The 14,238-nt window shown below is 40.9% G+C and carries 14 protein-coding genes and 2 pseudogenes; 6 read left to right on the plus strand and 10 right to left on the minus strand.

Features of this window, described 5'->3' with window-relative positions; translation table 11 throughout:
- The first annotated feature begins 1 nt into the window (after window position 1).
- The 4 genes from ADJ67_00355 (at window position 2) to ADJ67_00370 (ending at window position 3,681) form a co-directional block, all read left to right on the plus strand.
- A complete protein-coding gene (locus ADJ67_00355; GenBank protein AKT46318.1) occupies window positions 2-1,480 on the plus strand; it encodes a restriction endonuclease subunit M in 1,479 nt (492 codons plus the stop codon).
- On the plus strand, window positions 1,477-2,925 hold the full coding sequence (locus ADJ67_00360; GenBank protein AKT46319.1) for a hypothetical protein: 1,449 nt from the start codon (window positions 1,477-1,479) through the stop codon (window positions 2,923-2,925). The genes ADJ67_00355 and ADJ67_00360 overlap by 4 nt, the downstream gene beginning before the upstream one ends.
- A gap of 251 nt (window positions 2,926-3,176) precedes the next feature.
- Window positions 3,177-3,476, plus strand: coding sequence for a hypothetical protein (locus ADJ67_00365; GenBank protein ID AKT46320.1), 300 nt, complete (start codon window positions 3,177-3,179; stop codon window positions 3,474-3,476).
- The gene (locus ADJ67_00370) at window positions 3,457-3,681 is read left to right on the plus strand and encodes a hypothetical protein (GenBank protein ID AKT46321.1); all 225 of its coding nucleotides are present in this window, start codon (window positions 3,457-3,459) and stop codon (window positions 3,679-3,681) included. Before ADJ67_00365 ends, ADJ67_00370 begins: the two co-directional genes overlap by 20 nt.
- A gap of 217 nt (window positions 3,682-3,898) precedes the next feature.
- Here ADJ67_00370 and ADJ67_00375 read toward each other — a convergent pair whose 3' ends face one another.
- Window positions 3,899-5,779, minus strand: coding sequence for a zinc ABC transporter ATPase (locus ADJ67_00375; GenBank protein AKT46322.1), 1,881 nt, complete (start codon window positions 5,777-5,779; stop codon window positions 3,899-3,901).
- A 35-nt stretch (window positions 5,780-5,814) separates the two neighbouring features.
- On the minus strand, window positions 5,815-6,033 hold the full coding sequence (locus ADJ67_00380) for a cadmium ABC transporter ATPase (protein AKT46323.1): 219 nt from the start codon (window positions 6,031-6,033) through the stop codon (window positions 5,815-5,817).
- 155 nt (window positions 6,034-6,188) lie between these two features.
- Here ADJ67_00380 and ADJ67_00385 point away from each other — a divergent pair, with 155 nt between their 5' ends.
- Complete coding sequence (locus ADJ67_00385) at window positions 6,189-6,602, plus strand: ArsR family transcriptional regulator (GenBank protein AKT46324.1); 414 nt, start codon at window positions 6,189-6,191, stop codon at window positions 6,600-6,602.
- Between the two features lie 132 nt (window positions 6,603-6,734).
- On the opposite strand, the gene ADJ67_00390 is transcribed toward ADJ67_00385, so the two are convergent.
- The 4 genes from ADJ67_00390 to ADJ67_00405 form a co-directional block, all read right to left on the minus strand.
- Window positions 6,735-7,217, minus strand: coding sequence for a cytidine deaminase (locus tag ADJ67_00390; GenBank protein AKT46325.1), 483 nt, complete (start codon window positions 7,215-7,217; stop codon window positions 6,735-6,737).
- An 83-nt stretch (window positions 7,218-7,300) separates the two neighbouring features.
- Window positions 7,301-8,083 carry a hypothetical protein gene (locus tag ADJ67_00395; GenBank protein ID AKT46326.1) on the minus strand — a complete coding sequence of 261 codons (783 nt, stop codon included), beginning with the start codon at window positions 8,081-8,083 and terminating at the stop codon, window positions 7,301-7,303.
- 29 nt (window positions 8,084-8,112) lie between these two features.
- The gene (locus ADJ67_00400) at window positions 8,113-8,844 is read right to left on the minus strand and encodes an ABC transporter (GenBank protein ID AKT46327.1); all 732 of its coding nucleotides are present in this window, start codon (window positions 8,842-8,844) and stop codon (window positions 8,113-8,115) included.
- 35 nt (window positions 8,845-8,879) lie between these two features.
- On the minus strand, window positions 8,880-9,722 hold the full coding sequence (locus ADJ67_00405) for an ABC transporter ATPase (GenBank protein AKT46328.1): 843 nt from the start codon (window positions 9,720-9,722) through the stop codon (window positions 8,880-8,882).
- A 171-nt stretch (window positions 9,723-9,893) separates the two neighbouring features.
- On the opposite strand from ADJ67_00405, the pseudogene ADJ67_00410 reads away from it, so the two are divergent.
- Window positions 9,894-10,253: pseudogene (locus tag ADJ67_00410) on the plus strand (hypothetical protein).
- A gap of 341 nt (window positions 10,254-10,594) precedes the next feature.
- Here the strand turns inward: ADJ67_00410 and ADJ67_00415 are convergent.
- The 4 genes and pseudogenes from ADJ67_00415 to ADJ67_00430 form a co-directional block, all read right to left on the minus strand.
- The gene (locus ADJ67_00415; protein ID AKT46329.1) at window positions 10,595-11,287 is read right to left on the minus strand and encodes a precorrin-2 C20-methyltransferase; all 693 of its coding nucleotides are present in this window, start codon (window positions 11,285-11,287) and stop codon (window positions 10,595-10,597) included.
- Between the two features lie 26 nt (window positions 11,288-11,313).
- A complete protein-coding gene (locus tag ADJ67_00420; protein ID AKT46330.1) occupies window positions 11,314-12,753 on the minus strand; it encodes a hypothetical protein in 1,440 nt (479 codons plus the stop codon).
- 101 nt (window positions 12,754-12,854) lie between these two features.
- A pseudogene (locus tag ADJ67_00425) lies at window positions 12,855-13,631 on the minus strand (hypothetical protein).
- Entirely contained in the window at window positions 13,597-14,235 is a 639-nt protein-coding gene (locus tag ADJ67_00430) for a hypothetical protein (GenBank protein ID AKT46331.1), read from the minus strand. Before ADJ67_00430 ends, ADJ67_00425 begins: the two are co-directional and overlap by 35 nt.
- Window positions 14,236-14,238 lie beyond the last annotated feature (3 nt).

The raw sequence follows: 14,238 nt of genomic DNA on the forward strand, positions 1-14,238 counted from the left end.
AATGAGTAATCTATCAGGATTTGTAAAAAGATTAAGGGATATCATGCGAAACGATGCTGGTATCAATGGTGACGCACAAAGAATTGAACAAATCACATGGATGCTTTTTCTAAAAGTCTATGACGCAAAGGAAAGCGACTGGGAAATGAATGAAGATGACTATACATCTATCATTCCTGATGAATGCAGATGGACTAACTGGGCGTACGATGATAAGAGTGGTGTCGCTCTAACAGGTGACGACTTGCTTAACTTCGTGAACAACACCCTTTTCCCTACACTAAAAAGTTTGCCTGTAACTCGTGAGACACCGATTAAGAAAGCCATTGTTCAAACTACCTTCCAAGATGCCAACAACTACATGAAAGACGGTGTCCTTCTAAGACAAGTACTAAATATTATTGATGATATTGACTTTGGTGACTACAACGAAAGCCATGCGTTTGGAGAAATCTATGAAACTATTCTAAAAGAATTACAAAGTGCAGGTTCAAGTGGCGAGTTTTATACTCCTCGTGCTGTAACCGATTTTATGGCAAAAATGATAAAGCCAAACATTGGTGAAACTATGGCAGATTTAGCTTGTGGAACAGGTGGCTTTATTACAAGTTGGCTAAAAGAACTTCATAAAAAAGTAGAGACAGTCGCTGATGAAGAAGCTTATTCTTCATCCATCTATGGTATTGAGAAAAAGCAATTTCCGTATATGCTAGCCATCACCAATATGCTACTACATGATTTAGATGTACCACAAATCTTTCATGACAATACATTACTTAGAGATGTACTAGACTATACAGATGATGACAAGTTTGATGTTATCCTTATGAATCCTCCTTATGGTGGGGCAGAAAAGTCAGATGTCAAAAGTCATTTTCCTGCTGATTTAGCAAGTTCTGAAACAGCAGATCTTTTCATGTCCGTTATTATGTATCGTCTAAAAGAAAATGGACGAGCAGCTGTCATTTTGCCAGACGGATTTTTATTTGGTACCGATAATGCCAAGATTAATATCAAAAAGAAACTTCTTAAAGAATTTAATCTACATACCATTATCCGAATGCCATCAAGTGTATTTAGTCCATATACTCCGATTACCACAAACATTCTTTTCTTTGATAATACGGGAGAAACGAAGGAAACCTGGGTTTATAGACTAGATATGCCAGAAGGATACAAGAACTTCTCTAAAACTAAGCCAATGAAGTTAGATCATTTTGAGCCTGTTATCACTTGGTGGGAAAACAGAGAAGAAATAATAGAAAATAGTTTTGACAAAGCTAAGAAATATTCAAGAGAAGAGCTAGAGGAGAAGTACAATTATAATCTCGATCTATGTGGCTACCCGCATGAAGAAGAAATTATTCTTCCTCCTCATGATTTAATTCAGCAGTACCAAGAGGAACGAGCAAGTCTAAATGCTGAGATAGATAGAGTTCTAAAAGAAATAGAAAATCTACTTGGAGGTAAAATAGAATGACACCAGAACAGCTTAAAAATTCTATCCTCCAACTTGCTATCCAAGGAAAACTAGTCAAGCAAAGAAAAGAAGAAGGAACTGGCGAAGAACTTTTTAAAGAAATACAAAAGGAAAAACAAAAGCTCATAGAAGAAGGAAAGCTTAAAAAACAAAAAGCACTCTCGGAAATCACAGAAGATGAAATCCCATTTGATATACCGGAGACTTGGAAATGGGTAAGATTGGGGGAAATTGGAGATTGGGGTTCAGGCGCAACTCCTTCAAGAACTAATGCAGATTTCTATGGAGGAAATATTCCGTGGTTAAAAACAGGAGACTTAACAGATAGTTATATTTATGATGTCCCTGAATGTATTACAAAAATTGCACTAGAAAAAACATCTGTAAGATTAAACCCAAAAGGTTCGATTTTGATAGCGATGTACGGAGCCACTATAGGGAAATTAGGAATTTTAACCAAGGCTATGACAACTAATCAAGCTTGTTGTGCATGCATAGTTTTCCCTAGTGTTTATAACTTATATTTATTCTATTTTCTTTTAGCAAATAGAACTAGCTTTGTAAAGCAAGGAGAAGGTGGAGCACAGCCCAACATTTCAAAGGACAAAATTATAAATACACTTATACCCCTTCCACCACTTGCTGAGCAAACGCGTATTGTAGAGAAAATCGAAGAGCTTTTGCCACTTGTTGATAGCTATGAAAAGGCGTGGAAAAGATTAGAAGAACTAAACAAAAAATTTCCTCTTGATATGCAAAAATCAATCCTACAAGAAGCGATCCAAGGAAAACTAGTCAAGCAAAGAAAAGAAGAAGGAACTGGCGAAGAACTTTTTAAAGAAATACAAGAAGAAAAGCAAAAGCTAATCGCAGAAGGAAAGCTAAAAAAGCAAAAAAACCTACCTGAAATCACAGAAGATGAAATCCCATTTGATATACCGGAGACTTGGAAATGGGTGAGATTGAGGGATATAGGATTTACTCAAACTGGAAATACTCCATCAAAAACTCATAGTGAATATTTTGGTTCATATATACCATTTATAGGACCAGGAGATATAGATAACTCTATTATAAATTACTTAAATAAAGGATTATCTAGCGAAGGATTGAAATTCGGAAGAATGGCTACAAAAAATTCTATATTGCAGGTATGTATCGGAGGAAGTATTGGTAAATGTTGTTTGATTGACAGAGATGTTTGTTTCAATCAACAAATTAATGCCATTTATCCATCTATATCAGATAAGAAATTTGTTTTTCACCTATTAAATAGTCCTTATTTTAAAAACTTTATGATTGATAATGCTGGAGGAACTGCTACACCTATAATTAATCGTACTGTCTGGGATTCAATCATTATCCCTCTCCCGCCACTTGCTGAGCAAAAGCGTATTGTAAAAAAAATCGAGGAACTTTTGCCTCTGTGTGAAAGACTTAAATAACCTATGCAAAATAAATATCGGCATAACTAGTACTTCTACTAATTATGCCGTTTTATTTATAACAAATTAATTCCTTAAGTGAGACCTCTAATAAGGACTTTCTGTTTTAAGTTTATCCTTACTAGTCGCGTGGCACAACTAGTATTCTTATTGCATTTAGCACTGCCAAAATCAAAACGCCTACATCGGCAAAGATTGCAAACCACATATTTGCTATTCCTAAAGCTCCAAGTATTAGGCATGCCACTTTGATGCCAAAGCCTAAAAATGATATAATTAAACCGAAAAGAAGTGTCATCCACTTAGGGAAAAAAGAAAATATATCAAATTATGAGTTTACGAAGACTGCTCCAGCGCAAGATAAGCATGTAGTTGGCACAAATTCGTATAAAAACTTATCAGAGACAAAAGCATATCCTCCTTCATATTTGACGATCCCACAGCACAAAGTACCAGAGCTAGTAACTAAATATGCAGGAAAGGGTGTTCATATAGTGCCGGATTATATTAAAAAGAAAAAAGGTATACGATATGGTGATAAAAGATTTTGAAAAATATATTGATAAAAAGGTTTTGATTATGCTCGCTGACGGTAGGGAATTTGTTGGTGAACTTGATTCAATTGCTCCTGATTACGATACAGAGTCTGGGAAAGATGAGCTTGAATTATTTATTGAGGGGGCATATATGACAGTTCCTATCGACGAAGTAAAAAGTATTGATGCTCTTCATTGCTTTAATATCTCAAAAATATAGCGTTATTATAACATGAAATTGTGAAATTTTCTATCTCCCGTAACCAGCTATTATTCTATTGGCAGACTGTTTTAAAATTATACTAGTGTAGTCTACACACAAAAAATAAACATCGGTATAACTAGTACTTCTACTAATTATACCGATTGATTTATAATGATTTAATTCCCCAAGCTAAACCTTTAATCAGTACCTTCTTATTTTAAGTTTATCCTTATCAGTCGCGTGGCACAACAAGTATCCTTATTGCATTTAGCACTGCCAAAATCAAAACGCCTACATCGGCAAAGATTGCAAACCACATATTTGCTATTCCTACAGCTCCAAGGATTAGGCAGGCTACTTTGATGCCTATGGCGAAAACTATGTTTTGCCTTACAATGCTCATGCACTTCTTTGATATTTTGATAGCTTTGGAAACCTTCCTTGGGTCGTCATCCATAAGTACAACGTCTGCTGCTTCAACGGCTGCATCTGACCCCATGGCTCCCATGGCGATTCCTATATCTGCACGTGATAGAACAGGTGCATCGTTTATTCCGTCTCCAACAAAGGCAACCGCATCCTTGCTTGATGACCTAGAAGCCATAAGCTCCTCTATCTTATCAACCTTGTCTCCCGGAAGAAGCTCACTATATACCTCGTCGATTCCAATGCTCTTTGCCACTTCATTTGCAGTGGTTCTATTGTCTCCTGTGAGCATTACAGTTTTTCTGATGCCTTCAGCTTTTAGCTTTGATATAGCATCAATTGTTTCTTCTTTTACTAGGTCAGAAACCACGATATATCCTGCATATTTACCATCTATTGCAACATGAATTACTGTTCCTGGCTCAGTAACATCGTCGCATTCAAGCGATATGCTCTTCATCAGCTTTGCATTACCTGCGTAAACATCAAATCCGTTAATTTTTGTTCTAATGCCATGTCCTGCAAGCTCCTCTGAATCCGAAACCTGACAGTCATCCTCTATATTCGCTGCATTTCTGAGGGCTAGCGCTACCGGATGCTTAGAGTACATTTCAGCGTGAGCTGCATAGTGAAGCAGTTCCTCTTCGCTCATGTCCTTTGCTACAACCTTTGATACTGCGAAGACTCCCTTTGTTAGAGTTCCTGTCTTATCGAATACGACAGTCTTAATGTCCGCAAGCATCTCCATATAGTTTGAGCCTTTGATCAAAATTCCCTGCGAGCTAGCGGCTCCGATTCCACCGAAGAAGCTCAAAGGAATGCTGATAACTAGAGCACATGGACAGCTTATTACAAGGAATGTAAGTGCTCTATAAACCCAGACGCTCCATGCTGCTGGACTTCCCATCATCATCAAAACCACAGGTGGTAAAATTGCAAGCACTATGGCACTGAAAACTACTGCTGGAGTGTAGACTCTAGCAAACTTAGTTATGAAGTTCTCAGATCTAGATTTTCTTGAGCTTGCATCCTCAACTAGCTCCATAATTCTTGCTACAGTTGAGTCACTGAACTCCTTAGTCGTCTTTATCTTAAGAACGCCGCTGGTATTGATACAACCGCTGATTACCTGATCACCAGCGCAGACATCCTGAAGCATGCTTTCGCCTGTCAGAGCACTAGTATTTAGGCTTGATTCGCCTTCTACAACCACACCGTCGATAGGAACCTTCTCACCGGCTAAAACTGTTATCACCGTGCCGACCTCTACGTCCTCAGGGTCGACCTGCTCGAGTGTATTGCCCACCTCTATATTTGCATACTCAGGCATGATATCTATCAAATCGCTGATGTTTCTACGGCTTTTGCCAACGGCATAGCTTTGGAAAAACTCACCAATCTGGTAAAACAGCATTACGGAAATCGCCTCGAGGTAGTCATCCCCATCGATGAATGCGATGATGAATGCTCCTATTGTCGCGATGGTCATCAAAAGATTCTCATCAAATGGCTGCCTGTTAATTACACCTTTGAAGGCCTTGATAACTACGTCATAGCTGACAATAATGTATGGCACCACATAGAGAACTAGCTTTATAATTCCACTTGCTGGAATAAAGTAGGCCGCTACGGTGAGCACTATCGATACTAAAATTCTTATCAAATTTTTCTTCTGTTTCTGATTCATAATTGGCCCTTTAGAATAATCTAATACTATCTGATTTAAATGTAAACTTCGCAGTCACTCTCTACTTTTTTGCAGCTCTTTCTAACTTCTTGCATTACAGCACTTTCGTCTGCACCATCTTCAAACTCAACCTTCATCTTTTGCATCATAAAGTTGATGTTTGCATCCTTAACTCCAGTTGTATTCTTAGTAACTTCTTCCATTTTGCTTGCACAGTTTGCACAATCCACTTCGATTTTGTATGTCTTTTTCATGGTATTTCTCCTTGTTTTATTAAGAGTTTATTTAATCATCATATCTATTGTACCCAAGTTTTGTCTAATTTAACAGAGGAAATTTGATTTTTGCTTGAAAATTTTGTTCCATCTCTCTATACTCATATTAACACCCTTAATTTAAGGAGGAAATCATGAAACACGATGAAATCAAAATACCACACGACCACGGTCAGGATTACGAAAAGCTCCTAGAGCAAATGCCTGATTCAGATACAATCAAATCCGTTTCTGATTTATTAAAGCAGCTCTGCGATCCAACAAGGCTTCGTATTTTCTGGCTTCTATGTCACTGTGAGGAGTGCGTTATAAATATCGCAGCCTTCATGGATATGAGTAGTCCCGCGGTTTCACACCATCTAAGACTTCTCAAGACAAGTGGGCTAATTGAGTCTAGACGAGATGGTAAAGAGATGTACTACAGCGCTGCAAAGACTGACGCAGCAAAATCTCTTCATCGCATAATCGAAAAGATTGCTCACTTAACCTGCCCTGGCTGTGAATTTCAGGAGCATCACGAGCATCACGAAGATCACGAGGATTTATAGAGATTAGCGCTACGCCTTGATAATTCCTAGGCTTTGCGTGCGTAAATATAGTGAATATCAAAACCGCTGACTACTTCTTGCATTCAGCGGCTTTTTATTTGTCTCATCGCCAAATGCCTAGCATCTGGTACTTTATATATTAATTTTTATCTCTCTGCCTGTGGATTTGTGCTCTATGCACTTAACGCCTGAAGCCTTGAACATCAGCTTTGATGCCTTTGTTGCAGACTCATCTGCATACTTGTCGCTACCGTAGACAACGGTCTTGATTCCTGCCTGAATTATTGCCTTTGCGCACTCGTTACAAGGGAAGAGCGTAACGTATAGCTTTGCTCCCTCTAGACTTCCGCCTCTGTAGTTAAGTATCGCATTTAGCTCTGCGTGTGTCACATAGAGATATTTGATTCCAAGAGCATCATCTGAGCTTCTATCCCATGGAAACTCATCGTCTGAACAGCCCTTAGGAAAGCCGTTATATCCCATAGATAGAATTTTATTGTCTTCGCTGACTATACACGCACCTACCTGAGTATTTGGATCCTTGCTCCTCATACCCGAAAGCGCTGCGACTCCCATGAAATATTCATCCCAAGTTATGTAATCTGTTCTTTTCATCTTCAATCTCCCTTATCAAAATCAATTCCTTTGATAAACTTTAATATGAACGCTGAGGATTTTCAAGTGGAAATAGTAAAAAACTATATATCAAAGGTTTCATCAGCTCTTCTCAGCAAAATATCTATTATCTGCTGATACTCGCCGAGTCCCTTGAGTATGCACTCCACATCAAAGCCTGCATCTCTAATCATAATCTTGCAGGAATCCTCATCATCGCCACCGATATCGTTTAGCGCATGGTCTCCTGAAACGAATAGGAGAGGTACTAGCCAAACCTTGCGTGGCTTTAGTTCGCCAAGCTTTGATATTGCACGCTCGATGTCAAGTTCTCCCTCAATAGTTCCTACTATGAAGTTCTTGTGGCCGATGGAGCCTAGCTGATTTTCTAGCTTCAAATAAACGTCGTCGACCTCGTGGTCACTTCCATGTCCCATCAAAACAAGTGCATCTTCATCCTCAACAAAAGAGAAGATATCTGCAAGAGCAGCTCCTACCTCGACTAGTGAAGCCTCATCGTGAAGTAGAGCGTGACCTAGCTTTATGCTTGAGAAGTCATCCTTGCCAGCCTCTAACTGAGCTACGATTTTAGCATACTCTATACCTTCTAGGATATGTGATGGCTGTACTAGGATTTCATCAAAGCCGTCAGCCTTTATAGCTTCGAGCGCTTCGCTGACATTGTTTACCTTCATGTCATCACGTTTTAGGATTTTTCTCATAATCATTCCGCTAGTCCATGCTCTGTAAACAGGCGCATTATCAAAGTGTTCTCCTAGAGTTTTCTCAAATCTTTCGATTGTTAGCTTGCGAGTTTCCTCATAAGAGGTTCCGAAGCTCACCGCCATGATTGCTCTTTTTGACATAATACTTCCTTTCTCTTGGGCAGTGCCCACTATAGATTTTTCTTCTTATATATAAAGTTCATTGAAATAAGCGAGAATACGACAAGATATATCACTAAAATTACCATTCCCCATGCATCAAAGCCTTCTCCGCGCGAGATAGACCTCAGCATTTCGCTCGCCTTAGAAAGTGGTAAAACTGAGACGAATTGTCTAAAGCCATTAGGCATATTATCGGTTGAAAAGAATGTGTTACAGAGGAATGACATCGGCACTATTATAAACGATGTATATCTTGGTGCATCTGTATAGCTCTTTGCCATAAATGAAAGCGTAAGTGCGATTGTGGCAAACACGGTTCCGTTTAAGAACATGACTAGAAGAGACCAGCCGTTCCAAACAAGTCCCGTTTTGAGTGGGAAGGTGAGAAGCAGAATCATTGCTGCCGAGTAGATACCGCGCAGACTTCCGCCAATTATCTGCCCCGTGATGAACTGCCAAAGCGGGGTAGGTGAGACCATTATTTGGTCAAGAGCCTTTTCGTAGAGCCTTTGGACGCTCATGTTTTGGGCAACAGCACCAAAACTTCCCGTCATCGTCGACATAGCCACAAGTCCTGGAATGAGGAAGTTAATGTAGGGCTCTCCATGTGAGGTGGTCTTTATTCCCATTCCAAAGACAATCAAATATAGAAGAGGGGAGATCATAGCTGAAAGCGTTATCTTATAGAAATCCCTCTTAAATTCTGCCCATTTTTCCCAAAGAACGGTAACTATACCCATTTAAATCTCCATATCTCGATATCCGAGTTTGCATCTTACTTTCTTCCGAGTCCTCTTCCGATTCTCTCGATAAATACATCTTCTAGCGTCGTTTCCCTCATGCTAGCCTTAGTGTCCGTACGGCTTAGATACTCAATTGCTCCGCTCTTTTCGGCAAAGTAACGACTTTTGATTTCCTCGTTAATTATCTCATCGATTGCATAGTTTCCAAGCTCGTCAATCAATGCCTGAGGCGTATCCACGGTGTCTAGTCTTCCCTTGTTTATCAAAGCGATTCTATCGCAGAGAGACTGCGCTTCCTCTATGTAGTGCGTCGTTAAGATGATGGTCATTTTGTTGCTGTTTATCTTTCTAAGCAAGTTCCACATCTGCCTTCTGGAAAAGGCATCCATGCCCGCAGTCGGCTCATCGAGCAAAAGAATCTCAGGCTCAACCATCAAAGCCCTGCATATCATGAGTTTGCGCTTCATTCCGCCCGAAAGATGTCTTACAATCTTGTGCCTATACTCGAGAAGTCCTGTAAACTCAAGGAGCTCCTCCGTCTTTTGACGAATGAGCTTCCTAGGCATATAGTAGAGCCTGCCCTGATATTCCATGACCTCATCCATGGTCATGTCCTGCCTCATAGAATATTCCTGAGTGATTACACTGAGTCTGCGCTTTTGCGCTAGATTGCGTCTTGTAAGTTCCTCTCCGTCTATGAGAATCTTGCCATCACTAGGCAAAAGAACAGTTGAAATCATACTAATGGTCGTGGTTTTACCTGCACCGTTAGGCCCAAGCAGTCCAAAGAACTCCCCTGTCTCTATCCTGAGATTGAGATTATCTACAGCTATATGATCGCCGAAGCGCTTTGTTAGATTACAAAGTTCTATCATATTTGCATCTCCAAAAGTCTTTTATGATATAATCATCATATGAAAAAGATAAATTTATTAAAAACAAAAATATTTTGCCTGCTAACAATCTGCTTCCTGCTCATTCCGAGCAGTACTTTCGCCCTTGGCGATTACGATGAAGTAGAGGCAGAGTCCGCCCTGAAATACGGCATGACCCCGATTTCAGCATCCGAAGTGAAAAACGGTAGCTTTGATATTATGGTATTATCTAGCTCAAGATTTTTCAAGCTAGAGCTATCTAGCATCACATCAAAGGATGGCGAGCTTACAGCGCTTGTAAACATCAAAAGCAAAAGCTACAAATACGTATATCTTGGAACTGCCGAAGAAGCCTCAAAGGCCGATGAGTCTAAGCTCATTCCTGTGACCATAGACGGGGAACACTCACATTTTGAGATTCCGCTAAAGAACCTTAACTCCGATGTTCCATGCGCGGCCTTCAGTATCAAAAGGCAAAAATGGTATAACAGAAATATAGTTTTCGATGCTTCAAGCCTTCCTGATAAGGCGCTAAACTTCAAAACGCCTAACTACGATTTAATTGAAAAATCAACGAAAGAATACATTAAGAAGCATAATCTCAGCAAGGATGTCCTCGGCGAAAAGCCTAAGCAAATCGAAATAACTGAGGACCAAAACACAGTCAAAAAGATACTCGCTGTCGCATTTGCGGTGATGATTATCGGCGGTGTTTTGAACCACTTTGTGAAGCGCAGGCGCAGGTAGAGGCCGCTGCGCGAGGGCCGCGCATCAAAGTCTTTTAACAAGCTAAGCGCGAGCCTGTCCATGGGCGCAGGTAGAGGCCGCTGCGTACAAGGCCTCTGAAATATAGCCGGGACCGGCTATATTTTTTATTTTTCCTTGTTTTCTTTTGCGATTATCAGGGAAAAATATCCTGCGCCGTCAGGAATCTCCTCTACGCTGTAATATTTGTTTTCATTTGGAAGACCGCAGTTTTCCACCATATTTACCTTGCGTCCACTTGCTTTAAGGATTTCCTTAACCTTAGGCATCTGCCTTCCGCTTTTCATCAGAACATAGCTTCCATCTAAAGCAAGTTTATCATCAAGCTGATGTACAGCAGGAATAACATGAAGCGGCTCCTGCCACTCGGTTAGCGGAATACCTAGGCTTGCTGCAGCAGCGCAGAAGGAAGTTATTCCACTGACATACACAGTCTCAAAACCATGGTTCTTAACTATTTTCTCAAGATAGGAGAATGTCGAGTAAACCGTTGTATCTCCAAGTGTTATAAAGCCAACGCTCTTGCCCTCTGCAAGAACCTTTTCTATAGTCTCTGCTCCGCTCTTATGAGCTTTTAGGAGCAGCTCCTTATCCATGGTCATCGGCATGTCGATAGGAAGCATCTCCTTTTGCTCGATTTCTGGAACCGCTTGAACAGCGATTCTGTATGCTAGCGTTTCCTTCACATCAGTTCCAGGTGCCGCAATAACATCGACTTCCTTCATCATTCTAACTGCCTTAAGCGTAATATGCTCTGGATCTCCAGGCCCTATACCTATTCCGTAGAAAATACCCTTCATTTTCCCTCCAATTCGCATTGCGAAATCTATTTATTCAGCTCGCAGATAAGCCTTCCAATCCCTTGGACAGAATGCTCCTTAGCTACTGAAAACTCTCTGTCAGTTCTATTTTTGAGCTCTCTTGCGGTGATATCACCTATGCAGATAATCTCTGCATTAGGAAGCTTCTGACTTTCAAAAAAGGCCCTTACCCCTGCAGCACTTGCAAACACTAGATAGTGGCAGTCCTCAAACTTCTTAATATCAAAATCTGAGCCTGTCTGTACCGTGTCATAAATCTTTCTATCATCAAAGCTTACACCTTTTTCCTCGAGCTTTTCGTTAAGCTCAGGTGATCCACCTAGTGCTCTGAGAATCAAGATTTTTTCTCCAGCGCATTTCTCAGCTAGAAGCTCCCCAAGGCTTGCAGCTGTATATTTTTCGGGCATTAAGTCTGCTATGATGCCGTGTTCTCTTAGCTTTGATGCGGTACCGGTACCTATGCAGGCAAATTTCAGATGCCCTAGACACCTTATATCCATTCCCCTTGCTTTGATTTCATCAAAGAAAATATCTATTCCATTTGCACTAGTGAAAACGATCCATCCGTAGTCACTAAAGTCTTCAGGAATTTCACTAGCATTTGGCGCAAGCTCAAGGCAAACCATACTTTCTACAAAAGCTCCAAGCTCTTCTAAATGCTCAGTGAGCCTAGAAGTAAAGGATCTAGTTCCCGTTATAGCTACGCGCTTTCCGTCAAGCGGCCCCTTACCCTTGCTTTCCATATGAAAACCTGCAACCTCGCCGACCACAAGAATTCCCGGTGATTCAGCAAGCTTAGCCTTCTCTGCGATATCGCCTAGACATCCGTCGATTCTCTTTTCTCTTCCCGAAAAACCTCTGCAAACTATGGATGCAGGAAGATCTGGTGATTTTCCATTTTTGATAAGATTTTCGCTTATCTCAGCTATCGAGTTGATGCCCATGAGAAAGATCAAGGTTCCATTTAGCTTTGCAAGTGCTTCGTAGCTTTCAGTCTTACTACTTGCACTGTGCCCCGTTATGACCGTAAAGGACTGCGCAATTCCGCGATGTGTTACAGGAATTCCAAGGCTTTCTGGTACTGCTATACAGGAACTGATTCCCGGGATTAGCTCACAGTCTATGCCCTCAGCCTCAAGCGCAAGATATTCCTCACCACCGCGACCGAATACAAAGCTGTCTCCACCCTTAAGCCTTGCAACTAGCTGTCCCTTTTTTGCTTCCTCTATCAAAATTTCGTTTATATCAGGCTGGGTTTTGCTGTGCTTAGCAAAGCGCTTCCCCACATAAATCCTCTTACAATCATCCCTGACCTCGCCTAGGAGTTTGTCGTCTATCAAGTCATCGTAAACGAGGACATCCGCCTTTTTCAGTGCCTTTAGAGCCTTAACTGAAATTAAACCTCTGCCACATCCAGCACCTATAAGCTGTACTTTACCTCTCATTAAATCTCCTCCGTAAGCATAGACAAAACTAGCTGGCTAAGCTCCTGCCTATCCTCAAAGCTTCCATCTACGCAAACCTTTCTCTCATCCTTAAGTGCCATCAAAGTGACACTGTCTCCCTCAATTTTTGCATGAACACCAAGAGCAGACTTGCAGTCAGCCTTGAGCTTGCAGAACACACTTCTCTCTAAATCAAAGCGTCTTTTCGTATCAAAGTCTGAAACCTCTCCTAGTAGCCTTACTATTTCCTTATCCTCACTACGGCATTCTATCGCAATGATTCCCTGACATGCAGCAGGAATCATCTCCTCACTCGAAAACTCGTAAACATCATAAGGACTAAGGTCTATATTGAGCCTATCAAGAGCAGCTCTAGCAAGAATTATTGAATCATACTCGCCAGACTCAAGCTTCCCAAGCCTTGTATCAATGTTTCCCCTAAGGCTCTTAAACTCGACATTTTCGTCGATGGCAAGATACTCGCAAATTCTTCGCGGGCTTCCCGTTCCAATTACCTTCTTTGCACTATTTTCGGCTGTGCAGGTCCCATCGCTCTTAAGCGATATGAGACAATCTGCAGATGATGCTGCCTTCGGAACACCTGCAATTACAAGGCCTTCCGCAAGTTCATAGGGAAGATCCTTTGCTGAGTGAACAGCAATGTTCGCGCTCTTGTTGAGCAAAGCCTTTTCGATTTCACGCACAAAAAGACCATCTCCGCCTATTTCATGAATTGGACGGTTTTGGTCCTTGTCACCCTTTGTTTTTACAATGAGAAGCTCGCACTCAAAGCCCTTTGCTTCTATCAATGCCTTGACCTGCTCAGCCTGAGTCAGGGCAAGTTTACTTCCTCTTGTCGCTAAAACTATTTTTCGCATCACAATACTCTTCTATTATCTTATCTACATTAGCTTCATCTAAATCATCCATGCTCAAAAGCTTTGACATAACATAATTATAGATTTTACTGCGCTCCTCCTGTGAATCCACCTTTGATGGTAGGCTCTTTCGAAGCTCGCCCATGATGTCCAGCACCTTCTCGATATTGTCTGGGATAATATCCTCAATCTGCTCTCTCAAATGCCTTGAGTAAGCAGGGCTTTTTCCCGAGGTGGAAACACTGACAACAAGATCTCCCCTTTTGATTATACCTGGAAGAAAGAAATCGCATTCCTCCCTGTCATCTGCCGCGTTTACGGGTATTCCTCTAGATTTACATGCTGCCACTATGCCCTCATCCTGCTCTCTGCTTCCCGTTGCAGTAATTACAAAATCAAAGCCCTCTAGGTCTTTCTCATCAAAGCACTTATTAACGACCTTAAAGCCTTCGCGAGCTAAGCCTTCGGCCCCTTCCTTTGATATAACTGTAATATTGCTCGTGAATTCGCTTATCGCCTTAAGCTTTCTTTTCGCAATCCTACCATAGCCTACAATCAAAAAGCGTTTGTCCTCGAGATTTATACAAAGTGGAAATCTGTTCATATC

Source organism: Eubacterium sulci ATCC 35585, assembly GCA_001189495.1.
In the GTDB taxonomy this organism is placed as follows: domain Bacteria; phylum Bacillota; class Clostridia; order Peptostreptococcales; family Anaerovoracaceae; genus Eubacterium_B; species Eubacterium_B sulci.